This is a genomic window from Streptomyces sp. NPDC102467 (assembly GCF_044765445.1).
Classification (GTDB): domain Bacteria; phylum Actinomycetota; class Actinomycetes; order Streptomycetales; family Streptomycetaceae; genus Streptomyces.
Map to the genome: position 1 here is coordinate 1 of NZ_JBIWKA010000029.1, position 22930 is coordinate 22930.

General features: G+C 68.3%; 15 protein-coding genes and 2 pseudogenes. 6 read left to right on the forward strand and 11 right to left on the reverse strand.

The window, feature by feature from the left end:
• Positions 1-191 precede the first annotated feature (191 nt).
• A pseudogene (locus ACIREE_RS39340) lies at positions 192-308 on the forward strand (integrase); the annotation flags it as partial.
• Positions 309-360: 52 nt separating this feature from the next.
• Here the strand turns inward: ACIREE_RS39340 and ACIREE_RS39345 are convergent.
• Entirely contained in the window at positions 361-1251 is an 891-nt protein-coding gene (locus ACIREE_RS39345) for a hypothetical protein (protein WP_404163777.1), read from the reverse strand.
• 329 nt (positions 1252-1580) lie between these two features.
• Between ACIREE_RS39345 and ACIREE_RS39350 the strand changes: the two genes are divergently transcribed.
• Positions 1581-1775 (forward strand): hypothetical protein, encoded by a 195-nt coding sequence (locus ACIREE_RS39350; RefSeq protein WP_404163780.1) that lies wholly within the window; start codon positions 1581-1583, stop codon positions 1773-1775.
• Positions 1776-1918: 143 nt separating this feature from the next.
• On the opposite strand, the pseudogene ACIREE_RS39355 reads toward ACIREE_RS39350, so the two are convergent.
• From ACIREE_RS39355 to ACIREE_RS39400, 10 genes and pseudogenes are all read right to left on the reverse strand, one after another.
• Positions 1919-2386 (reverse strand): annotated as a pseudogene (locus ACIREE_RS39355) (integrase); the annotation flags it as partial.
• A 213-nt stretch (positions 2387-2599) separates the two neighbouring features.
• Positions 2600-3409, reverse strand: a complete 810-nt coding sequence (locus tag ACIREE_RS39360) for an SAM-dependent methyltransferase (RefSeq protein ID WP_404163782.1) — start codon at positions 3407-3409, stop codon at positions 2600-2602.
• 838 nt (positions 3410-4247) lie between these two features.
• A complete protein-coding gene (locus tag ACIREE_RS39365) occupies positions 4248-5303 on the reverse strand; it encodes a hypothetical protein (protein WP_404163784.1) in 1056 nt (351 codons plus the stop codon).
• 405 nt (positions 5304-5708) lie between these two features.
• Positions 5709-6791: an AraC family transcriptional regulator gene (locus ACIREE_RS39370; RefSeq protein WP_404163787.1), complete on the reverse strand. Its 1083-nt coding sequence runs from the start codon at positions 6789-6791 to the stop codon at positions 5709-5711.
• Positions 6792-7288: 497 nt separating this feature from the next.
• Positions 7289-7792 (reverse strand): hypothetical protein, encoded by a 504-nt coding sequence (locus ACIREE_RS39375; RefSeq protein ID WP_404163790.1) that lies wholly within the window; start codon positions 7790-7792, stop codon positions 7289-7291.
• A 193-nt stretch (positions 7793-7985) separates the two neighbouring features.
• Positions 7986-11072, reverse strand: coding sequence for an alpha-mannosidase (locus ACIREE_RS39380; RefSeq protein WP_404163792.1), 3087 nt, complete (start codon positions 11070-11072; stop codon positions 7986-7988).
• 91 nt (positions 11073-11163) lie between these two features.
• Entirely contained in the window at positions 11164-12336 is a 1173-nt protein-coding gene (locus tag ACIREE_RS39385; protein ID WP_404163794.1) for a glycoside hydrolase family 76 protein, read from the reverse strand.
• Between the two features lie 73 nt (positions 12337-12409).
• Positions 12410-13240 carry a carbohydrate ABC transporter permease gene (locus ACIREE_RS39390; protein ID WP_404163797.1) on the reverse strand — a complete coding sequence of 277 codons (831 nt, stop codon included), beginning with the start codon at positions 13238-13240 and terminating at the stop codon, positions 12410-12412.
• Positions 13241-13242: 2 nt separating this feature from the next.
• On the reverse strand, positions 13243-14184 hold the full coding sequence (locus ACIREE_RS39395; protein ID WP_404163800.1) for a carbohydrate ABC transporter permease: 942 nt from the start codon (positions 14182-14184) through the stop codon (positions 13243-13245).
• A complete protein-coding gene (locus tag ACIREE_RS39400) occupies positions 14181-15365 on the reverse strand; it encodes an ABC transporter substrate-binding protein (RefSeq protein ID WP_404163803.1) in 1185 nt (394 codons plus the stop codon). Before ACIREE_RS39400 ends, ACIREE_RS39395 begins: the two co-directional genes overlap by 4 nt.
• A gap of 402 nt (positions 15366-15767) precedes the next feature.
• Between ACIREE_RS39400 and ACIREE_RS39405 the strand changes: the two genes are divergently transcribed.
• From ACIREE_RS39405 to ACIREE_RS39420, 4 genes are all read left to right on the forward strand, one after another.
• The gene (locus tag ACIREE_RS39405) at positions 15768-17480 is read left to right on the forward strand and encodes a class I mannose-6-phosphate isomerase (protein WP_404163805.1); all 1713 of its coding nucleotides are present in this window, start codon (positions 15768-15770) and stop codon (positions 17478-17480) included.
• Positions 17477-18403: an ROK family protein gene (locus tag ACIREE_RS39410; protein ID WP_404163807.1), complete on the forward strand. Its 927-nt coding sequence runs from the start codon at positions 17477-17479 to the stop codon at positions 18401-18403. The genes ACIREE_RS39405 and ACIREE_RS39410 overlap by 4 nt, the downstream gene beginning before the upstream one ends.
• 55 nt (positions 18404-18458) lie before the next feature.
• Complete coding sequence (locus ACIREE_RS39415; protein ID WP_404163810.1) at positions 18459-19475, forward strand: LacI family DNA-binding transcriptional regulator; 1017 nt, start codon at positions 18459-18461, stop codon at positions 19473-19475.
• A 72-nt stretch (positions 19476-19547) separates the two neighbouring features.
• Positions 19548-22646, forward strand: coding sequence for an alpha-mannosidase (locus ACIREE_RS39420; protein ID WP_404163813.1), 3099 nt, complete (start codon positions 19548-19550; stop codon positions 22644-22646).
• The last annotated feature ends 284 nt before the right edge of the window (positions 22647-22930 follow it).

The following is a 22930-nucleotide window of genomic DNA, read 5'->3' on the forward strand; positions in this document are numbered from 1 at the left end:
GTCAGCCCACCGCCTTGCGCGTACCTCATGCACTCGGCATACCGCAGGGATCATGAACCGTCAGTCCTACCGACACCACGCTTTGAAGGTCAGTAACCGTCTCGTGCCTGTTTTGCGCGCATGGGGAGCTGCGGAAAGTTCGACTGCAGTGAGGCGCTGGCGGAACGGGCAGCGCATCCGACGGCCGCCCCCAAGTCACAGCATTGGGCATCAAGATTGCCGCCTCCACCGTCTGGGAAATCCTTCGTGAGCACGGCATCCCGCCCTCACCGGAACGCGCGAGTACGACCTGGGAACAGCGCATGAGGCGCGCGCGTGCGGATCGCTGGACGGTGCCGCGTTCTCAGCTGCGGAGGGACTTCACTCGATGAAGACCTTCACGGAGTCGGCGCTCCCGCCGTTTCGGTTGACGCCGACGAAGAAGTCGCTCCCAACGTGGGTAACATCTTCGAGCTCGTCGGTCAGGTTGTTCCCCGGAATTCCGATATCGCTCTCCACGTCACCTCCGGACCAGTTGTACTGGTACACCCAGTTCCACCCGGTTTCGGGCGTTGAACTGTTGATGGACTTGGTGTTCCAAATGTAGTTCTCGGAGCAGTCAATGCCTTGGTCGGAACGATTGTCGTGACTCGTCAGGTTGCTCTTCACCAGCGTCCATCCGCTCGTCAGCGAACCGGCGCCGGGATGGGTCCACAGGTTACCCAAGCGGCGGGCAGCATATTTGCCGGCTCCGTCGGCCGCCGTCGCGCTGTAGCAGAGGCCGCTGATATTGCCGATGGGCAGATGGACTACCTCGCTTGCGCCAACAGATCCTGATGAGTTCAGGTGAATGGTCGTCACATCGGCGCTCGGGTAGGCCGATTGACTTCCTTGGGTGGCAATCAAGGCAGGACCCTGGCCCTGATAGTCCGGATGGTAGGCGAGGTCATTGCCGTGACCGAGTGCGGGTATGGAGGTCGGCGCCCCGGCGCAGGTCCAACTGGCACCGTCCCAGGTCGAGCCGTCGCGCAACCATCTGGACAGGACCGGCTCCTCCCCGCCCGCCTTGGTGAAAATGATGTAGAGCTGGCCCCCCGGCCCCGCGACCATGCCTTGCATGACGGTGCGGCCCGCCCTGCATGCACTGCCGTTCGGGATGTTCAGCCGTTCCGCCCCACTCCTGTCCGTAGCGGCATGCGCGGACGTTGTCGAGGCAATGGCGATTCCGGTCAAGAGTGCCAGTACGGACGCGAAACTCAGTAGTTTCTTCACTCGGTGTCTCTCCTTTGTAGATACGGGGAGGAGGCTAGCATTTGCCGTGTACCTTGCATCCGAAATGGCGTCAACTCGTCATGGTAAGCGTGGTTGTGACAACCCATCAGATGGGTACGACGTTCGCGCTGTTCAAGTTTGAGAGGACGTTAAGTCCGAGCTTCCAACCGCCCGAGACGAACAGCGTCTACCAGGCCATCGTGAACGCCTTCAACCAGCTCCCCGACCGGGAATTCTGAGCCCGTGAGCTCCATGCGCTACTCGACCTGCCCGCTGACGAGACATCGGTCAGCGTCACCCGCGTTCTGCGCCTGCCGAAAGTGTCGTCCATGCAGATCACGAGCCTGACTGTTGTATACGGCGGGATGGCACTCGTGCTGCTTCGTCTCGCCTATCTGACCGTCACCAACCTGTCCGCCACAAGGCGAATGCTGCCGATGAGCGACCGCGACAAGGACGCAGAGATCCTCGCCTGCGGCACCAACTCACCGTCCTCGAACGGCAATTCGGAGAAGAACAGGTGAAGCTCGCTCGGGAAGATGGGGCGTTCCTGGCCGCTCTGCCGGCGCCGCCGATCATGTGGGTGCCGATTTCTCATCCGACCTGGTCAGGCGGTGTGTTGGTACTCGTGGAGCACTCCCCCGAGCCGGTCCATCCGAGGGACGCGGTCTCGCTGCGGCGCGGGGGCGATGCCGTGCTCACTCAAGATCTCCCACACCGTGGAAGCAACGATCCTGATGCCCCGGGCTGCGAGTTCCCCGTAAATTCTGCGGCAGCCCCACGAGCTGTTTCTCCCGAGCCAACCGCAACACCAGGGCCCGGACCGAGCGCAGGGTCCGCGGCCGACCGGGGCGCTTGGGTCCACACGTCGCGGCATGCCGACGGTTGAGTTGAGCAGATCAAGGTGCCAGCGCAGAATCCTGTCCGGGCGTACCCACAACTGGAGTTGACGCAGCTTCGCCATCGTCAGATGGTGCAGGAACGTAGCCAGCAGCGTGCGGTCGCCCGGAGTGAACACCGGCTTGCCTACCTGACGGTTCAGGACAGCGAGCTGGTGCCGCAGTGCCAGGATTTCCACGTCCTTGTCGCGGTCGCTCACCGACAACAGGCGTATGAGGGCGAAGGCGTTCGTCATCGCAAGGCAAGCCAGTCGCAGCACAGGACAATCATGCCGCCCACGGGCCACGACCCGGCGATCGGACCGGCTCCGAACCGAGCCATTCCAGCGGGCAGGCTCGAAAGGCCATCAGGCCGCAGACCTGGACGGACGGATAATCGGCACCCACAATGTGCTCCGGCTGCGCGCACCACGGCGACTGAGGCCGACCTGGACGCGCAGCCGCCGAGGTCACGCCTTGCGGGCCACACCGCAGTACGCGACGTCCACGGCCTCCTCGGCGGGCTGCATGTCGTCCGGGCGCCAGGCCGACGTGGTGACGATGCCGGGGTTCACGACGTCCAGGTCCGTGAAGTAGCCGGCGATCTCCTGCGGTGAGCGCAGGTGATAGGTGTTGGCCGACTGGGCGTTGTAGGCGGTGACGGCCGCGTTCAGGGCGTCGTTGCTGTTGATCCCGTCGCTCAGGGCCAGGTAACTCCCGGCGGGCAACGCCTCCAGGAGTGTGGCGACCAGTTCGCCGGGACGGTCGGCGTCCGACAATTGCCCCATGATGCCGAGAAGGGTCAGGGCGACGGGGCGGCTGAAGTCCAGGGTGTTCGCCGCCTCGGCGAGGATGCGTTCCGGGTTGCGCACGTCCTCCGATATGTACGCGCACGCACCCTCTGGACTGCTCGTCAACAGGGCTCGGGCGTGGGCGAGAACCAGCGGGTCGTTGTCGACGTAGACGATCCTGCTGTCCGGTGCGATGCGCTGGGCCACCTCGTGAGTGTTGTCGGCGCTGGGCAGCCCGGTACCGATGTCGAGAAACTGCTTGATGCCCGCCTCGGCCGCCAGGAAGCGCACGGCGCGCGCGAGGAAGGCTCGCTGCAGTCGGGCAACGGCCGCGAATTCCGGGAAGGTCGACAGAATGACATCGCCCACCTCGCTGTCGACGGGGTAGTTGTCCTTGCCACCCAGCAGGTAGTTCCAGACACGGGCCGAGTGCGGGCGGTCCGTCTGCAGCCTGCTCTTCGCATCAGCGTTCACGTCATCCATGGGCATAGCTTCACACGGCGCAAGGGGTGGCAAGGTCAAGTCCGCCAGAACAGCGTCTCCCCTCACGTACGCGGCCAGGGCCGAGCAGGCGGCGTTCAACTTCCCGGCCGAGACCCCCAATCCGGTCGCGGCCGTCAGGTCGCCCGGCCACAACCCTCGGGGGCGGACCGAGCAGGGATAACGGCACTGGCCCGGCTGCTGCCCAAGGCCGTGCGAGGGCACCTGTTCCTCACCCCGGGCACGCCGCTGCGCCGGCACTCCGACCTGGTCAAACGCCGCTGGACCTACAAACGCCGAGGCCCCTGCCGTCCACCGACCTGGCCGTCCATACGGGAGCTGGTGCTGCGGATGGCCGCGGAGAACCCGCCCTGGGATACCGCAGGATCGCCTGTGAACTCGCCCGCCTGGCCGCCTAGTTGGCTCCTCGACGGCTGGGGCAAACCTGAAGAGACCTGGGATCGACCCGGCGCCCCGCCACTCGGGACCGACCTGCGCCCAGTTCCTGCACCATCAAGCTTCCACGATCCTCGCGGTGAACTTCTTCCACGTCGACACCGTGTTACTGCGACGCCTGTACTACATGGTGGCCATGCACGTTTCTACCCGCCGGGTGCACCTCATGGCCGTCACCGCCCACCCAACCATCCAGCGCTCGATGCTTACTCCCCGAACCAGGAGACTTAGAGGGCCGTGTATACGGGCAGGCGTCGACAAGCCGAGGGAACTTCATCGCTTTGATGGACGTGTGTCTTGGGGCCTCGTCAATTTCTGGCAAGACGACCCTTCACCGATCGCTCAGCCGGTCTTCTGAGGTCCGACGGCCGGGGCCGGACGTGCGTTCGGCTCAAATCGCCCGCTCATCGTCGTGGTCGCTCTCCAGCGAACGACGGCGTTCCTGTTCGCGCTTGGAGTAGGCGGCCGCCCGGATCGCCTCGTCACTCTCCAGACCCGAACCCAGCGCACCGCCCACGGTGGCGACCGAAGCAACGAACCATGCCAGTGTCACGTAATCCGCCGCGTCCAACGGGGACCGCGTCAGGGACGCGAATACGCGGTCGTTGAGAATGAACAGCGCCCACACGAAGTTGATGACCATCAAGCCGAAGTAGCAGACAACCACTCCGATTCCGACGGTCACGATCGTCGAGGTGTTGTAGAGCCTCGCCCTCTGTCTCGCTTCCGGGGAACTCTTCGACGAGCGGTGCCATAGCTGCGCGTCCACGATCAGCCATCCGATCATGGTCGCGAGAGATCCGATCGTGGCGATGACGAGGCGGTGCGTACTCAGAGATTGGGCCAGGCTCCAGACGGTCGAGTTCACGGTGGCGACGGCACCGGTTGCCAGCGCGGCCGCCAGTGCTTTCGACAGACCCGGCACCAGTCGCCACGGCCGATTGGCGCGGACCATCCCCGCCAACACCCGTAGACTTCCCCGTCGGCCGCTGACGACATACCGAAGGTCGGCCGCATCCTCGCCACCGGCCGGGTCCGGGTGGATAGATGTGAAACGCCCGGCGAAAGGAGCAGGCAGCCGTTGGCGTCGCGGTCCCCGTTCAGCCCCTCTGGGCTGCGGGTTCACCAGACCCAGCACGGCTTCTTCTACGGCCCGCCTGGCTCTCGTCTGGAGCCGGAAGCCACCCAGCGGAGGCAGGGACAACAGTGCCAGGCCGTACGCGTGATGCAGGTCGATGACCAAAGTGTGTCCATCGGCGTGCAGGGGAAGGTCGGTGAGAGCCACGACCACGTCCCAGTTCTCCGCGCTCGCTCGGTCCCTGATCCGGCGCACCAACTCGAACGGGTCCTTACTGCCCGACGTGAAGGGCTCACTCACCACGTCGACATCGAACCGTCGCCCTTGGCCGAACTTGGCGGCAAGCCGGGCCGGAAGCACGCGAGCCATGCGCTGGGCGACCTCCGTCGGCGCGTCCGGATCCGCCAGGAGAGCGACCGCAACTTTCGAAGACGACACCCGAATGACCGCACCCCTCATGTCGGCTGCTGCTGGAGCACTCGTGCCGACATGATGCTCCGCCGGTAGCTTCGATCTGCGCTGACACGCTCTCGCCTACACCTGGTGCCACATCGGCGTCACCGCCTGGTGCTCCTGTACCAGGCCACCCGCTTGACCGCACCGCCGACAGCAACTCTTGCTGCTCACCGCATTCGTTGCCCCCCCCCACGACTCCAATTCTTCTCCCCGCCGGCGTTCTGGACTTCGCCGCGGAGCCGTACCTCGCTTTATGCCCCGCGGTGTCTGCCCGGCCGCGAATCCGTCCATGAAGGAGGCCGCTTGGCCATCCGGCTCCTAGCGGCGCCTCTTGAGCAGAGTCGCAGAAGGAGTCACGCCATACTGCTGACGATAGGCGGCGGCGAACCGGCCGAGGTGGGTGAAGCCCCAGCGGTAGGCGACGTCGGTGACGGTCACCTGACCCGGCTCCTTCGAGCGCAGCTCATCATGGGCGCGGGCCAGCCGCGTCCGGCGCAGATAATCCATCGGGGACACACCCACGTACTCGCGAAACCCCTGCTGCAGCCGTCGAATGCCCACGCCGGAAATCTCCGCGAGGGCTGTCACGGTGAACGGATGCTCCGGGTGCGCCTCCATGGCATCGATGGCGCGTTTGACCGGGGCGGGACGGCTGGGTGGGACCGGCCGCGCCAGTTCTTCACGGTAAGGGTGATCCGCCGCCAGCAGCAGGCCGATCACCAGCGCCTCGTGCAGGTGATCAGCCAGCAGTTCCTGCCCGAGAAGCCCCTGGGGTATCTGAGCATCCTCCGCCGCCGTCCGGGTCAGTCGCGCCCAACTGCGCCCAGGGCCGCGGGACACGTCCATGGAGGGCCGCAGCCGGAGAGGCAATCGGAGCGGGGCGTCGAGCAGACGCTCCAGCTGGAGCTCCAGTACGCGGCGTTCGATCTTGACGGCCAGAATCAGGCAGTCACCGCTCCACTGGTCCAGCACCGTGCTGCGGTCGGGCTGGAAGACGGCGGCTTCGCCCACGGTTGCCTGGAGAGGATCGAGCCGTCCCTGATGCCACGCCATGGATCCGGACAACGGTATGTCGACGTGATAGGCACCAAGCTCGCCGAAACCCATCCGCAGATCTGCACCGAACTGCAACATGCCAAGTGTCACACTGCGGAGTCTGCTGACCGCGAAACATCCGGAGAGAACGGCTGATGGCTGAAGCAGGTCGACGGCGTTGCTGTAGAAGTTCCGCCCGATGATCTGCCGGGCCTCGTCCAGGTCACCGGTGCGGACGCGGACCGGACGGTTGTCTTCGGCGCGGAGAGCCGGAACCGTTTCGGCGCCGGTGCAGGCCGGCGGCCTGCCCGCCTCATGCCCGCCGGTCGGCGTGTGGCGCTGCTCTGTCTCAACATCTAGGCGCAATGCCGTGACTCCGTATGGGACCTGGATGGGGCTGGTGGATGACCGTTCCGGTCCGGAGAGCCCGGCCCTCCACCGGCAGCGCGCTCGCGGGCCGGCGTCGAGTCGGCGGGCCATGGACAAGGGGATGGAGTCACACGTTCCTGCGGAACATCGGTCACAGAATAGTTCGGCACTCATACAAGCCTGCCGTCCCGACGTCTGAGCTCGCGCTCAACTCGTACGGCAGTGATCAATCTGCTGCGCTTAAGGGATCACCGCATGCGTTGACCGGACCATGTCCGCACGGCTCGGTGCCTAACGTTGCACCTGGGCAGCTGCCCTCCCGCAGTACCGGCCGTCGGAATGCCGCTCGGTGCACCTGCGGCCGTCGTCCCGGGTGCCCGGACCCCGCACCCAGGACACGTGGCATCGACGAGGTGCAAGAAACGAGGCGCCGACTCCACTGACCCGACGCCTCGGCAGCGAACTCGTCGCCGGCCTCGACGGTGAGTACAAAATCAGGCGCGGTGGTGGAAACCGCAGCATGCAGACGGCAAGACCGGGACGGACCCGAGCTTCAGGTCCAGCGCCGCCGCCAGGCGCATTCGGTCAGCGCCGATTCCCGGTTCGTCCCTGAGCTCGTCGCGGCCAAGATGGGCTGCTGTCGTCCACATGACCTCCAGATCGCCGGACCCAAAGAACGTCAGGCAGTCGCGCCAAGACGGCAGTCCAATCATGATCTCCAGTCCTTCGGCCAGGCTCTGGCCGATCAGCCCAGCCTGCCCCTCGGAGTCGGCATACAGCACGGGCCGAGCCGCGCCGCGATCACCGCAGAGGAAGAACGTCCCGCCGGTGAAATCGCCGGCAACACCGTCCAGGGCAACCCTGGAGGACACTCGGACAGGCTCACCGTGATCGCCACGCGAGAGATCGAACTCGCAAACCTGCCACAGGGTCCGCGGCCGGCCGGAGCGCCTGGGTGCACACGTCGCGGCAGCGCGCCTGCCGAGAATGTCGTCCACGCAGATCAGGGGCATGGCCGGTGTGCGGCAGGCAGGATGAGCACTCGTGCTGCTTCGGCTCGCCTACCTGACCGCCATCAACCTGTTCGGCGCCCTCCCAATACTCGGCGGGCCGCGCGGACTCCAGTGGCGGCAGGTCTTCGAGCCGGTCGTGAACTGCCCCCACTGACCCACTGGTCGGCCACTCGGGGGGTCAGAGGCGCAGCAGCACCGCCCGGGTTCCCAGCGTCGGCACGTCGATGATCGTCGTGCCGCCGGTATCTGGTGTCAGGAGCTCACCGGGTGCGCCGAGGTAGTCGGCCGCCACTATTTCCGTAACGGGAAAACCAGGGGTGACCGGGCAGGCGACCGGCTCCTGCGCATAGGACTGGAGCCGGACCAGCACCTGTCCGGGGGTGGGAACGGTGAGCCCCACGACCCGCACGCGTGCATCGCCGACCCTCAGCAGTTCGTAGGAAGCGCCCCTCTCCTCGCACTCCTCGCCAAGCGCGCGCACTGCCAGCAGCGGGCGGCTGCCGACAGCGGCCGTGCGCATCCCCAGTTCGGGCCCGGTGGTGTGCGGGGTGTGTCCCACGGCCACGCTGTAACGGAACACGTGATCGAAGGCCTGTTCGGAGGGGAAGTTGGTGTCCCAGATGTTGTTGTGCACCCAGGAGAAGAGGGTGCCCGGCTCGTCCTGGGCCAGCGACTGCGGATAGGGCGCGTACGGAATCGCGATCCCGCCCACCTGGACCAGCGGGGCGTCCTGGGTGGCTACGGCGGCGACCACGGCCTCCTCCTCGAAGCTCACCCAGCGCCGCACCGCACGCATGTGCTGCGCCGAACCCGGCACCGTGGGAAGGCCGGTGCCCGTCATGCCTCCGGTGGCCTCCATACGGACGACCGGCTGTGACATGGCGAAGGGGAAGGCGAAGAACGCGCTCTCCTTGGTCAGGGTCGCCCGCTTCACGATCCGGTTCTCCAGATCGATTCGGGCCTGCCCGTGCGGCAGGTGTACCCGCACCCGCAGCAGCTCCGTACCTGCCGGCGCGCACTCGTAGATCAGCGTCTCGCCGGTGGCGTCACGGAAGCGGTCCACCAGCGCGGCCGGAGGGGCTGACGTCCGGGAGGCGAGGAGGTGCATCGACCCGTTCGCCGTGGTCTTGCTGGACTGGTGGTTGAAGCCGCCGGCCGTGGCGTACTCGTCGTACATGTAGCCGTTGAGCCCCAGCGTCGCGTCCTGCCGCACCAGTTCGCGGCCGGTCCGCTTGTCGGTGACGGAGCTGATCCACGCGGCACGCAGGTCCACGCTCACCCGCAGGAACTCGTTCTCCAGCACGGTCGGCTCCGCGGCAGTCGCGGCCGAGGAGGTCGTCCCCTCCCCCGCGACGATGTCCACGCGTACCGCCCCGTGCGCGGGCACATCCGCCAGGCGGAACAGCAGGAAACGGCCCGCGGCCCGGTGCAGCTGGTTGGTCTGCGCCTCCTCGGTGTGCTCCAGCGGTGAGCCGTCGCGTGCGTCGAGCACCAGGACGGCGTCCTCCAGCGGGACCGTGCTCTCGGGAAGGAACAGCCGGACCGTCTCCGAACGCTGCCAGCTGCACGTGTTGGTGACGTAGTAGCCGGCGAGGGTGCCCGCGCGCGGTGCGAGCCGGCCGCCGAGTGCCGCGACCGCGCCGTCGAGGAGCGTCTTCGCGTCGTCGTGTGCGCGCAGTGCCTGCGCGTACTTCCAGTGCCACTGCCGTTCGCCGGACGCATGGCCGTGGTCGCCGTGCGTCCAGGGGTCGCCGCCGCCCCAGGTGTGCTCGTTGAACAGGGAAGCCGCCCGGTAGACCTCGGGAGCCGACGCGGTGATTCCTGAGGCCGTCGCACCGAGGATCTCCGCGTGCCCGGCCACGGTCTGGGCGTCGGCCAGCGCCGCCTGGCCGTCGCGGGTGGCCGCCAGCGGGACGGCACCGGCGCCGATGCCGTCCACCCACCAGTCGCTCCAGTCGCCCTCGAAGGTCTCCAGCTTGTCGCCGAGGCGGGCCTCTGCGTCGGCGAAGAAGTCCTCGTTGCGTGAGGTGCGCAGGGCGGGGAAGGCCCACTCCTCGTTCCACCGGCGCACGGTGTCCGCGATGACCCGCCGCGGCGGGCCGTTGTCGGCGAACTTGCCCAGCACCCGCAGGTGCAGGATGTCCCAGGGGTACGGATCGCCCTTGAACTCCTCGTCCAGGACCGGGAACCCGGGAATGCCGCGCCCTTCGTGCGGGTACTGATGGCCGGCCAGCGCCGACAGGTAGTGCGGGAGGAGGTCGTCCACCCGGTCGAAGGACTCGTCGAACCCGAGGATCGAGCCTTCCATGTACGCGAGCCCGTGCGGGGTGTCCGTGCGCCACACCAGCACGCTGCGGCCGCTCGGCGCCTGCCACCTGAACAGCCGGGGCAGCGCCCCGCCACCGGTGTGGTGCGGCACCGCGCGCCCGGCCCAGTTGTGAGCCACCGAGAGATAGCGGATGCCGCTGTCCGCGAGTACGTCGGGCAGTCCGACGACCTGTCCGGGGACGTCCGTCTGCATCGCCGTGTTGATGTCGACGCCGTGGCGTTCTCGCAACTCGCGTACAGGGCGCAGGAGTTCGTGCAGCTCGTCGGTGGAACAGGTCTCCGTGTGCAGGTTGAACGGCATCGCGGTCAGCTCGATGCGGCCCTCGCGCACCCGCTCCAGGAACCGGGTGACCTGCTCCGGCGGACGGTTCGCCGACCAGTCCTCGAAGCTGAGGAAGCCCTCGACCACCCATCGGAACTTCGACGCGTCGGGCCGGTCGTCCGTCGCGCGGCACAGTTCGAGAAGGGAGTCGAGGTACTTGCGGCCCTCGGCGAGCACCGTTCCCTGCGGGTCCGTGTAGCCGATGTCGAGATGGGCGTGCTGCACCAGGTGCAGCGTCCAGTGCCGCTGGGGGGTCAGCCGCACTTCGATGTTCTCTCCCGGCGCCAGTTCGGGCAGCTCCACCAGGACCGGAAGGGGCGAAGCCACCTCGGGGACCAGCAGTCGGGTGTCGCCCTCCGGCCCGGGTATCAGCTCGCAGCGCACGGAGGTGCCGGACAAGGTGGTGACGTGGGCCTTCGTGAGGGGACGGCCGGCCCGTACCCGTACGGACTGCAGGAGTCCGCCGTCGCCGTCATGACGCAGCAGTGGCTCGCAGGAGAGCCGGACGGCGTGTCCGCCGAGGACGCCGGTGGCGCTCACGCCACGCTCGCGCAGGATGTCACGGGCGATGTCGGAGTCCCACCAGGAGGGGCGGGACAGGTCGGGGCGGGACATGGAGAGTGTTCTCCGCTCTGGCATGGTGCCGGTTCGGTGCGTTCGGAGGGCGGTGGTGGTTGGGCTCGTGGGGCGGCCGCAGGGGTGCGGGTCAGGTGGCGTCGGTTGCGAGGCCCGCGAAGATCTGGACCATCGCGGACTGTTCGAGCGTCTCCGCGGGGGCGGACGCGTCGTAGTCGCCGCCACCCGAGGGCTGGAAGCGGAAGAGACCGTTCGACGGGTCCCGGTTCTCCGCCCAGGCACGCTCCGCGTAGGCCTTCTCCACCGGTCGGTAGTCCTGGCCGGGGTGCGCTGCGGTCAGGATCCGGAGGTTGTCGAAGTAGATCGCGTTGAAGATCGCCGGCTGGTCGTGCAGGCGCTCGCCCTGCTTCCAGTACGCGAGCGAGCCGTCCGCGTCCTGTACGGCGCGCTTGAGGTAGGAGCGGTCACCGGTCACCTGGTAGAGCGTCGTCGCGGTCCCGATCATGGCCCCGGAGTTGTAGCTCCACAGGGTGTTGTCGATCGTTCCGTCGTCGCCGCGGCTGTTGCGGTAGAGCCCCGGTGACTGGCGCAGACAGGACCAGTTCCACTCGTACCATTTCTGAGCACTCGTCAGATAGCGGCCCTGGTGCGTCTCTTGATAGAGCTGTGCGGCCAGCTCGGCGGCGAGTCCCGTCACATTGGCGGCACGCATGGTGTTGGCCGGAGAATCGACCCAGTCCATTCCGCCGGGGCACTCTTTGGCCGCGTCGTTGTCCCAGCCGCGGCTGACGATGTCGAAGGTCAGTTCAGCCCGGTGGAGGTAGGTGGTGTTGCCGGTGGAGCGGTACTGGTCCAGCAGCGACAGTCCGACCACGGAGTTGTCGTCGTAGAAGACGTCGCCACCCTGGCCGAGCGGTGCGGGGAGGTACGAGTCGTAGCCCGGCCGTCCGTCGCGGGGCTCGAAGTAGAGCTCCAGCGTGGCAAAGCGTTCGGCCGCGTCCGCGGTGTAGTTTCTGCCGGTGCCCGGGAGCCCGGCCATGTCGACCGTCGCGGCGGCCGCCTCGCGCATCGGCCAGAGGTAGGAGTGAGCGTTGTCCGTGCTGCGTCGGGGGGTCGTCTCCTGGTAGAGGCCGTGCTCCTCCGCCCCTTGGTACAGGTGCTCCTGCAGTGCGTCGTACGTGTGGGCCGCGCGGTCTTTCCAAGGGTCCGCTGCCGGCTGTGCGGCGGCGGGCGTGGGGCACAGGGCGGCGCACAGCAGCGGGGCGGCGGCCAGCGCGAGGGCGGTACGGGCGGGGATCTTCACGGGGGTGCCTGCCTTTCGGGGGGGGCGGCTCAGGGCTTTCACACGGGGATCGAGGGATCAGCAGATCAAGGGATCAGCCGAGCTTGAGGCTGCTGACGAAGAACCGCTGCGCGGAGAAGAACAGAACGACCGTCGGCAACGAGACGAGCAGGGCCCCACCGAGGACGACCGGGGGTCCGACATTGGAGTAGTTGCCCTGGAGCTCGGCCAGCGCGGCCATCACCGGCCGGATGTTGCGGCTGGTGGACAGAGTGATCCCGAAGAGCAGGTCGTTCCAGACGGCGACGAACTGGAAGACGAACGCGGCGACCATCGCGGACCTGGACAGCGGTACGTGGATCTGCCAGAAGACCCGCCACCAGGACGCGCCGTCCAGCCTCGCCGCCTCGATCACCTCACCGGGCAGCGTCTGGGCGAAGTTGCGCATGATGAAGTACGCGAACGGGATCGCCACCGCGACGTAGACCAGGAAAAGGCCGAGCTGCGCGTCGTAGAGGCCGGTGCGCGCGTAGGCGAGGAACAGCGGCCGCAGGAAGACCTGGAGGGGCAGCAGCGTGCCCGAGTAGATCAGCCAGAACCACAGGGTCTTGCGCTTCACGGGCATGATCACGGTGGCGAACGCCGCGGTCGTGGCCACCACGATGGCCGCGGCCGCGCTGGTCACCGCGTACAGCAGGCTGTTGCCCATCGCGGGGCCCAGCCGGGCCCGGGTCCACGCCTGCGACATGTTGTCGAACAGGCCGAAGCCCCCGTGCGGCAGCCAGTGCGGGCTGCCGCCGTACTCGGCGGCCGGCACCAGTGCGTTGACCACCAGCAGCCAGGTCGGCACGGCCCAGAGGAGGGAGACGAGGACCAAGACCGTGTTGCGGACGGCGGTTCCGGCGGAGATGCGGCGGGTGGGCATGGTCATGCGCCTTTCGGGGTCAGCTGGCGCCGCAGATACAGCCAGGAGGCCAGCAGCACGATGACGGTGAGGACGACGGCGACCGCCGCTCCGGCGCCGGGACGCAGCGCGAGGAATGTCTCCTGGTACATCGAGACGGCGAGCGTCTCGGAGTTGCGCCCTGGACCGCCCTGGGTCAGCACCCAGATCAGGTCGAACGACTTCAGCCCGTTGACCAGGCTGCTGCCGACGACGATCACGGACACGGTGCGCAGCTGCGGCACGACCACGTACCAGAACTTCCGGAGGCCGTCGGCGCCGTCGAGCGACGCCGCTTCCAGGGTCTCCGGGGGGATGGTCTGCAGACCGACCAGGAAGAGGATCACTGCCACACCGGTGGACTGCCAGGTGTTGGCGACGATCATGACCAGGGTGTTGCCCGGCCATTCCAGTAGCCAGCCCTGGGCGAAGGAGCCGAGACCGAGCGCCTTGAGTGCCTGGTTCGCCGCGCCGTCCGTGGTGAGGATGAAGTTCCACACGACGGCCACGGCGGATCCGGAGATCGCGTACGGCAGGACCACGAGCAGGCGCGCCACCCGGGACCACCCTGACCGGCTGGTCAGCACCGCGATGCCCAGGCCCAGGACCAGGGGCAGGGCGACCGTGCCGACCACCCACATCAGCGTGTTCTCTATGGACTTCGCGAGGACCGGATCGCTGAGGAACAACCCGTAGTTGGTGAACCAGGTGAAGGAGGAGACGCGGCCGTCGCTGAAGAAGCCGCGGTAGAGGGTCACCGCGAAAGGGATGAGGAGCAGGGTCGCCACGAGCAGGACGGCGGGTGCCAGGAAGCCTGCTCCGGCGGCCCTGTCCTTCAGCCTGCGCGAGGGTGTACGGACGGGGCCCACGGACGGCGGCACGGGTGAAGTGGTCTCCGTGGGACGCCTGTCGACTGCCGATGTCATGATTCGTCCTTGTTCCAGGCGGCCCACTCCTTGGAGGCCCGGCTCGCCATACTGCGCAGAGTCGCCTCGGGGGACATGGCCTGCGTCATGAAGGCGCCCAGGTCGTCGGTGTTTCCCTGGATGAGGTTGGGGGGCCCGGACTGTCCGTACCGGGGGAGCTCGGTCCAGTGCTCGCGCAGAGCCCGCTCCTTGATGCGGGCGAGCACCGGGTTGGCGGTGACCGCCTTCGGATTGGCCGAGCCGTCCTGGAGGAAGTCCGTCCACACACGCTGGACCGAGGGGTTCAGCCAGTGGGCCGCGTTGGCCATGGCTGCGTCGTGCGACACCGCCTTCTCCGGCACCGCGAGCACGCCGGCTTCAGTGATCACGGACCGTTCGGTGGAGGCGTCGACCGGAGGCAGGACAAAGGCGTCGAAGTCCTCGCCCGGCTTCATCCCCGCGGCGGCCAGGCCCTGCGACTGCCAGGAACCGTGCAGGAACATGCCGACCTTGCCGGTCTTCAGCGCGGCCGGACCGTTGTTCTGGTCGAAGTCGGCGGGGGTCGTCCAGCCCTTCTTCATGAAGTCCTGCCAGATCTGCATGGCCTTGCGCGCCTGCGGATCGGTGTACCGGGCACGGCCCGCGATCAGGTCGGCGTAGAAGACCGGATCGACCTTGCTGATCAGCTCCTCGAACCATTCGTACGCGGGCCAGTTACCGCTCTGGGTGGCGACGAAGGGGGTGATGTCGGCCTTCTTGAGCACCTCCGCGGTGTGGAGCAGTTCCTCCCACGTGTCCGGCGCCCGCAGCCCGTGCCGGTCGAAGACCTCTGTGTTGTAGAACAGCACGTAGTACGACTGATAGAGGGGCATTCCATACACGGCGCCCCGGTAGGACATGGCGTCACGGAGTGACTTGGTCACCCAGCCCTTGCGCTCGTACGCGTCCCACATCTGTGTCAGGTCGCTGAGGCCGCCGGTGCGGGCGAGCTGCTTGAGGTTGTAGCCCGACTGCCACTTGATCAGGTCGGTCGCCTTGGTCGTCTGCAGCGAGATCTGAGTGACCTGGGTGTAGGCGGTGGGGTTCGGGTTGGACAGCGGGCGCAGCGCGTAGCCGGTGAGCTTCTTGAGCTCACGCCCGGCCGACACGTATCCCGCGTCCCAGGTCGCGTTGTCGTTGGCCAATGACGTGGTGCCTGGCATCGAGGCTGTGCTGTCGCCCCGTGCGCAACCCCCGGCCAGCGCGGCCACCGCGCCTGCTCCGAGGCCCGCCAGCACGGTGCGCCGGCGAAGCGGGTGAGACGACTGCTCTGTCGTCGCGCCGGTTGATCTCATGGGTTCACTTCCCTCTGGATCCCGGCGGGGATCCGTGGCTCTGGGGTGCGGTGCGGAGATCCACCGGATGCGCGTACGTCAGGCGTCTTCACGCTCCGGATTGCCGGAATGTTAACGACACCACATGTCCGAGACAAGGGTTTTCCTGCGAATCCGATAAATCTGCACTTCAGTACGGTGTTCTGAAGCTGTCAACCCGGCCACCTTGTTCGCGTGGAATGTTATCGATACCATTTAGTCGCCTTCCGGTCCCCGTCCTCAGGAGCATCTGTGCACAAGCCCCGTCCCTACGAACGCAACCCGCGGTACGCCGCCACCGGCGGCACCGTCGTCTCCGGATGGGCGGCCGCTGTGGCGGACCTGCCGACGACCTCCACCGTCCTGGCCCTCGACGGGCCCGCCGCACTGGACTGGGAGGAGGCCGCGGGTTCCCTCGCCGCCGCGCTGCGCGCCCGAGGTGCCGACGTCACCCTGTGCGACGTGCGGGACCTCTGGTCCGCGGAGGCCGTCGAACGGCTCTGCGTCCCGGACGTGGACGCGGACCCGTTCTTCCTGCCCCTCGCCGAGTTCTCCATGAGCGACCTCTTCGAGACGCCCCCCGTTCAGCAGCGCCCGCGCGCCGGCGTGCTTCTGGTCTTCGGCCCGGGAGCTGCCCTCGCCGAGCCCGACCTGCTGTGGTGGGCCGACCTGCCCAAGCGGTACGCGGAGGAGGCCGTCACCCAAGGGAAGTTGCCGCTCGGCGCCAACCTCGGCCGCCCCCACACCCGCGGTGAGCTGCGCAGCCTCTTCTACACCGACTGGCCCGTCGGCGACCGCCACCGCGACGCCTTCGCCCACCGGGTCGACCGCTGGGTGGACCTGCAGGGCGAGCAGGGCCCCGCCTCATTGGACGGCGCCGCCCTGCGGGCCACTCTCGCAACCCTGGCGACCGGCCCCGTCCGCACCCGCCCCTTCTTCAACTCCACACCGTGGGGCGGGCAGTGGGGCGCGCGGGAGCTGGGCTTCGAACCCCGGGGCGGGAACACGGCCCTCGGCTACGAGCTCATCGCCCCCGAAGCCGGAATCCTGGTCGGTCAGGACGAAGCGGCCCAGGTGGAGATCCCCTTCCAACTGCTCTGCGAACTCCACCCCGAGGAGTTCCTCGGCGTGGACGTCCACCGCCGCTACGGCACGTCCTTCCCGATCCGGTTCGACTACCTCGACACGGTCGGCGGCGGCAACCTCTCCCTGCACCTGCATCCGCAGGAGCAGTACATGCGGGAGACGTTCGGCTGGCCGTACACCCAGCACGAGACCTACTACGTGACCGCGAGCGAACCCGGCGCACAGGTCTATCTGGGCCTGCGGAACAGTACGGACGTGGACGTCATGCGCAAGGAGGTCGAGGCGGCCGCGGCGGACGGGCTCCCGCTGCGCGTCGAGGACCACGTCATGAGGCACCCGGCGGACGCCGGCCAGCTCTTCATGATCCCGGCCGGCACCCCGCACGCGTCCGGCGAGGGCAACGTGGTCCTGGAGATCAGCGCCACGCCCTACCTCTACTCCCTGCGCTTCTACGACTGGCTGCGCAAGGGCACCTCCGGGGCGCCGCGGCCGCTCTCGTACGCGCACGGATTCGCCAACCTTGACGCTGCGCGGCGCGGTGACGACGTCCTGAAGGACCTCGTCCAGCAGCCGCGGACCCTGCGCGAGGGCCGTGGCTGGCGCGAGGAACTCATCGGTGCGCTGCCCGACATGTTCTATGCGGTGCACCGCTTCGTGATCGAGGGGCCGGAGGCCGCCGAGGACGACACCGCGGGCCGCTTTCACATCCTCAACGTCTCGGCCGGTGACGGAATCGTGGTGGAGACCGCCGACGGGCTCCGTCACGAGCTCGCGTTCGCCGAGACCCTCACGGTGCCGGCGTCCGTCGGCCCCTACCGGCTGCACCCCGTCGGCAGCCGTCCGGTGCACGTGGTGAAGTCCCTGGTGACGCAGGTATGAGCCGCGTTCCCGTGCTGGAGATCGGCGGCACTCATGTGACAGCGGCCGTCATCGACACCGAAGGCGGACTGCCCGTCCCCTTCTCGGTCGTACGCCATCCGGTCCCCGCCGACGCGCCGGCCGGTGAGCTCCTCGACGTGATCGCCGCCGTCGCCGACCGCGTGGACGTCCCGGCGGCCGCTCACTGGGGCGTGGCGATACCGGGCCCCTTCGACTACGCCGCCGGTATCGGGCGCTTCCGGGGAATCGGCAAGTTCGAGTCGCTGCACGGTGTGGACGTGGGTACGGAACTGCTGAGACGGCTCCCGGGCGCCCCGAGCGGCATCAGCTTCGTCAACGACGCCGACGCGTTCGCCATCGGCGAGTACCGGGCGGGTGCGGCCGCCGGGCGGCGCCGGGCCGTGTGCATCACGCTCGGGACCGGCATCGGCTCCTCCTTCCTGGACGGCGGGCACCCGGTCGTGGAGGGCCCCGACGTGCCGCCCGGCGGCAGGGCGCACCGGCTGGCCGTCGACGGGCTCCCGCTGGAGGAGGTGGTCTCACGACGGGCGATCCGCGGGTTCTACGCCCAGGCCGCCGCGGTGCCTGATACGCAACGCCTCCCGGACGTGCACGACATCGCGGGCTCGGCCCGCGCGGGCGACGCACACGCCGTGCGTACGGTCCGGCACTGTTTCGGTGCGCTCGGGCGGGCGCTCGCACCGTGGTGCGCGCGGTTCCGGCCCGACCTCCTGGTCGTCGGAGGATCGATGACCGGCTCGTGGGACCTCGTGGGGCCCGCCATCCGCGAAGGATTCGAGTCGTGGGCACCGGGGACCGCGCCCCTGACCGTCACGGCCCTGCGCAATGCCGACGCACCACTCATCGGCGCCGCCCACTGGGCGCTGCACAGGTCCGCCGGAACTCCCCCGGTGCGGACCTAGAATGACGGCGTTCGCCACCCACCGGCCAGACGACGACCCCGCAGGAGAACCGCCCATGGCACAGCACCGATCGGGTGACGGTGGCGCCCCGACGATGCGCGACGTGGCCGCCGGCGCCGGTGTCAGCGCCATGACCGTCTCCCGGGTACTCAAGAACGACTCCCGAGTCAGCGAGGCCGCACGAGAGCGCGTGCTCGCCGCCGTCGAAACACTCGGCTACCGGCGCAACGAGACGGCGCGCAGTCTCCGTCTGGGCGGCAGCGAGATGATCGGACTGGTCGTCACCAACCTTGCCAACCCGTTCTACTCGCGGCTGGCTCTCGGTGTGCAGGAGGTGGCGTCCGAGCACGGCCTGCGGGTGCTGCTCAGCAACACCGCGGAGCAGGTGGACAAGGAGCGCGGGCTCGTCGAGGACCTGGCGTCCCGTCAGGTCGACGGCATGATCGTCGTCCCGGCGGGCAGCAGCCACCGTCATCTCGCCCCCGCGGCGCTGCGCGGCATCCCGATCGTCCTGGCATCCCGGCCGCCCGCCGGGATGGACGCGGACTGCGTTCTGGTCGACGACTTCGGCGGCGCCGAACAGGCCACGGGACAACTCATCGCGGACGGTCACCGCCGCATCGGTTTCCTGGGCAATCCGCCCGCCCTGTACACCGGCGCGGAACGCTTCCGCGGATACTGGGCCGCCCACGAGAGCGCCGGGATCGAGCCCGACGAGAGCCAGGTGCGGCGCGGCCTGACCGATGTGCCCACCGCCGAGGCCGCCGCGCACGCGCTCCTTGACGCACCCGACGCGCCGACGGCTCTCTTCTGCACCAACAACCGCCTGACGCAGGGAGCCATCCGCGCCGTACGGGCGCTCGACAGGCCGGTCGCGCTCGCCGGCTTCGACGACTTCGATCTGGCGGACGTGCTCGGCCTGCCGCTGACCATCGTCTCGTACGACGCCGACGAGATCGGCCGGCGGGCGGGCCAGATGCTCATCGACCGGATCAACGGCTCGTCCGCCGAGCCGATCCCGGCGCGCAGAACCGTCGTGCCCACCCACGTCATCCGCTACGGGACGCGCTGACCCGGCCACTGCCATGCCTTCCACGGCACCGGCTTGTCCTTCTGCCTCCCCGTACTCCCTCACGGAGATCCCATGCACAACGACCGAACGGTCACCGAACGCCGACTCGCCCGCGTGCTGGACCAGCGCCTGCGCCCCGCGGTGTACCGCGAAAGCCTTCCGCTGGACGTCGCGATATGGAATGTCACCGGTGAGCCGGTGCCCGTGTCGGAAGGAATCGCGGCACCGTACGAACCGGTCCGCACCGGCGCGATGTGGGGACCCGCCTGGTCCACCAGCTGGTTCCGCGTCAGCGGCACCGTTCCCGCCGCCTGGGCCGGACAGCGGGTGGAGGCGGTTCTCGACCTCGGTTTCGGCACCACTCAACCGGGCTTCTCCGCCGAGGGCCTCGTGTACCGGGCCGACGGAACACCGGTCAAGGCCCTCAATCCCCGCAACGCCTGGCTCCCGATCGCCGAATCCGCCCGCGGAGGCGAGGAGTTCGTCTATTACGTCGAGGCGGCCGCCAACCCGGTGATCTTTGACTCCGGCGCCGGGGGCGACCCCTTCGTCCCCACCCGGGCCGGTGGTGTCGCCCCCTGGCTGCACGGCGACAAGGCATCGGACCAGCCGCTCTACCGGCTGAACCGGATGGACTTCGCCCTGTTCGACTCCGTCGTCTGGGAGCTCGTGCAGGATCTGGACGTCCTCGGCGGGCTGATGCACCAACTGCCCGAGGATTCCACCCGCCGCTGGCAGCTGACGCACGCCGTGGACCGCGCCCTGGACGTCATCGATCTGCAGGAGATCGGCGGAAGTGCCGCGCGCGCCCGTGAGATCCTCGCTCCGACGCTGGCCTCCCCCGCACACGCGGGCGCCCACCGTGTCTCCGCCGTGGGCCACGCGCACATCGACACCGCCTGGCTCTGGCCCGTACGCGAGACGGTCCGCAAGGCGGCCAGGACCGTGTCGAACGTCACCGCCCTGATGGACGACCACCCCGGCTTCCGCTTCGTCATGTCTCAGGCACAGCAACTCGCCTGGTTGAAGGAGCAGCGGCCCGAGGTGTTCGCGCGCGTGGTCGAGAAGGTGCGCACCGGGCAGTTCCTTCCGACCGGCAGCCTCTGGGTGGAGCCCGACACCAATCTCTCCGGCGGGGAGTCGCTGGTCCGGCAGTTCGTGCACGGAAAGCGTTTCTATCTGGAGGAGTTCGGGGTCGAGACGAAGGACATGTGGCTGCCGGACACCTTCGGGTACAACGCGGCTCTGCCCCAGCTCATGAAGCTGGCCGGCATCGACTGGTTCCTCACCCAGAAGATCTCCTGGAACACCACCAACGCCTTCCCCCATCACACGTTCTGGTGGGAGGGCATCGACGGCACCCGCATCTTCAGCCACTTCCCTCCCGTCGACTCCTACAACGGCGATCTGTCCGGCGCGGACATCGCACACACCGAGCGAAACTTCCGGGACAAGGGCGCGGCCAACCGTTCCCTCGTCCCGTTCGGTTACGGCGACGGCGGCGGTGGCCCCACCCGCGAAATGCTGGCGCGGGCGCGAAGGCTGGAGGACCTGGAGGGCTCGGCCCGGCTGGAGATGGAAGGTCCCGCGGAGTTCTTCACCAAGGCCCAGGAGGAGTACACGGACGCGCCCGTCTGGGTCGGCGAGCTCTACCTCGAACTGCACCGCGGCACGCTCACCAGCCAGCTCGCCACCAAACAGGGCAACCGGCGCAGTGAGCACCTGCTTCGGGAGGCCGAACTGTGGGCCGCGACCGCGGCTTTGCGCACCGGCCGGCCGTACCCGTACGAACTCCTCGACCGGGTGTGGAAGACCGTGCTGCTCCATCAGTTCCACGACATCCTGCCCGGCACGTCGATCGCCTGGGTGCACCGCGAGGCCGAAAAGGCGTACGCGGAGGTGGCCCAGGAACTCGGCGAGGTCATCGAGAGCGCTCAGCGCAGCCTCGTGGGGAGCGGGAACGGGAATGCCGACGGGGAAGCAGCAGGCGGCGTAACCGTGTTCAATGCCGCACCGCACACGCGCGACGGCGTCCCCGCGCTCGGCGCCGCACCCCGTCTCCAGGCCGCCGGTCCGGTCGCCGCCCTGCCCGTCGAGAGCGGTGGGTTCGTCCTGGACAACGGCCTCGTGCGCATCACGGTGGATGCCCGGGGCCTGGTCACCTCCGCCCTGGACCTGACGGCCGGACGCGAGGCTCTCGCGCCCGGTACGGTCGGCAACCTCCTCCAGCTGCACCAGGATTTCCCGAACCAGTGGGACGCCTGGGACGTCGACTCGTTCTACCGCAACACCGTGCGCGACCTGACCGAGGCGGACGAGGTCTGCGCGGTCCCCGGCGGTGTCCGGGTCGTACGGAGCGTCAACGCCTCCCGCATCACCCAGGTGCTGCGTCTCGACGAGGGCAGCCGCCGCCTCGACATCGAAACGGACATCGACTGGCAGGAGTGCGAGAAGATCCTCAAGGCCGCCTTCCCGCTCGACGTACGCGCGGCGGAGTCCAGCGCGGAGATCCCCTTCGGTCATGTCCGGCGCCCCACGCACACCAACACCTCATGGGACAACGCCCGGTTCGAGATCTGTGCCCACCGCTACCTGCGCCTCGCGGAGCCCGGCTGGGGCGCGGCCCTGGTCAACGACTCCAGCTACGGCCACGACGTGACCAGGGACGTGCGCCCCGACGGCGGAACCACCACAACGGCGCGGATCTCGCTCCTGCGCGCGCCGCTCTTCCCCGACCCCGACTGTGACCGGGGAGAACACCGTCTGCGCTACGCGCTGGTCCTCGGCGCGGAGATCCACGACGCGATCCGCGAGGGGTACCACTTCAACCTGCCCGAACGTTCCGTCCCCGGCCGCGCAGCCGTGGAGCCTCTGGTGCGGATCGATGAGGACGATGTCGTCATCGAGGCGGTCAAGCTCGCGGACGACCGTTCGGGCGACGTGATCGTCCGCCTCTACGAGTCCAAGGGCGGACGCGCGCAGGCCACCCTCACGGCCGGTTTCCCCGTACTCGCCGCACGGATCACGGATCTACTGGAACGGGACCTGGGGGGTGAGCCCGCTCCGGCCGTCCACGAATCCGGAGTGACGCTGTCCCTGCGTCCTTTCCAGATCGTCACCCTTCGCCTGGTATCCACCGGCCACGGGGCCCCGATTGCCGACGCGGGCTGAAGGATGGCTACGTAGCATCCCGGCGAAAGCCTGCGGGTGCCCGAATCTCGGCTACCGCTGCTGCATCTGGAACGAACATCATCTGCGCTACGCGCTGCGCCAGTTCAAGCTGCACTACAACCTCCATCGCCCCCACCAGACGATTGATCAGGCAGCCCCGCTGCGCGCCGTCCCCGCACCGCTCACCCGTGCACAGATCGACCGCCTGACGTACACCGACGTACACCGAAGAGACCGCCTCGGCGGAAATCCTGCACGAATAGCGACACGCCGCCTGACTGCAC

Coding starts and splice junctions, on each gene's coding strand:
- ACIREE_RS39350 (WP_404163780.1), top strand. CDS start 1,581: ATGCAGATCACGAGCCTGACTGTTGTATACGGCGGGATGGCACTCGTG.
- ACIREE_RS39360 (WP_404163782.1), bottom strand. CDS start 3,409: ATGCCCATGGATGACGTGAACGCTGATGCGAAGAGCAGGCTGCAGACG.
- ACIREE_RS39365 (WP_404163784.1), bottom strand. CDS start 5,303: ATGGCTCGCGTGCTTCCGGCCCGGCTTGCCGCCAAGTTCGGCCAAGGG.
- ACIREE_RS39380 (WP_404163792.1), bottom strand. CDS start 11,072: ATGTCCCGCCCCGACCTGTCCCGCCCCTCCTGGTGGGACTCCGACATC.
- ACIREE_RS39390 (WP_404163797.1), bottom strand. CDS start 13,240: ATGCCCACCCGCCGCATCTCCGCCGGAACCGCCGTCCGCAACACGGTC.
- ACIREE_RS39395 (WP_404163800.1), bottom strand. CDS start 14,184: ATGACATCGGCAGTCGACAGGCGTCCCACGGAGACCACTTCACCCGTG.
- ACIREE_RS39400 (WP_404163803.1), bottom strand. CDS start 15,365: ATGCCAGGCACCACGTCATTGGCCAACGACAACGCGACCTGGGACGCG.
- ACIREE_RS39410 (WP_404163807.1), top strand. CDS start 17,477: ATGAGCCGCGTTCCCGTGCTGGAGATCGGCGGCACTCATGTGACAGCG.
- ACIREE_RS39415 (WP_404163810.1), top strand. CDS start 18,459: ATGGCACAGCACCGATCGGGTGACGGTGGCGCCCCGACGATGCGCGAC.
- ACIREE_RS39420 (WP_404163813.1), top strand. CDS start 19,548: ATGCACAACGACCGAACGGTCACCGAACGCCGACTCGCCCGCGTGCTG.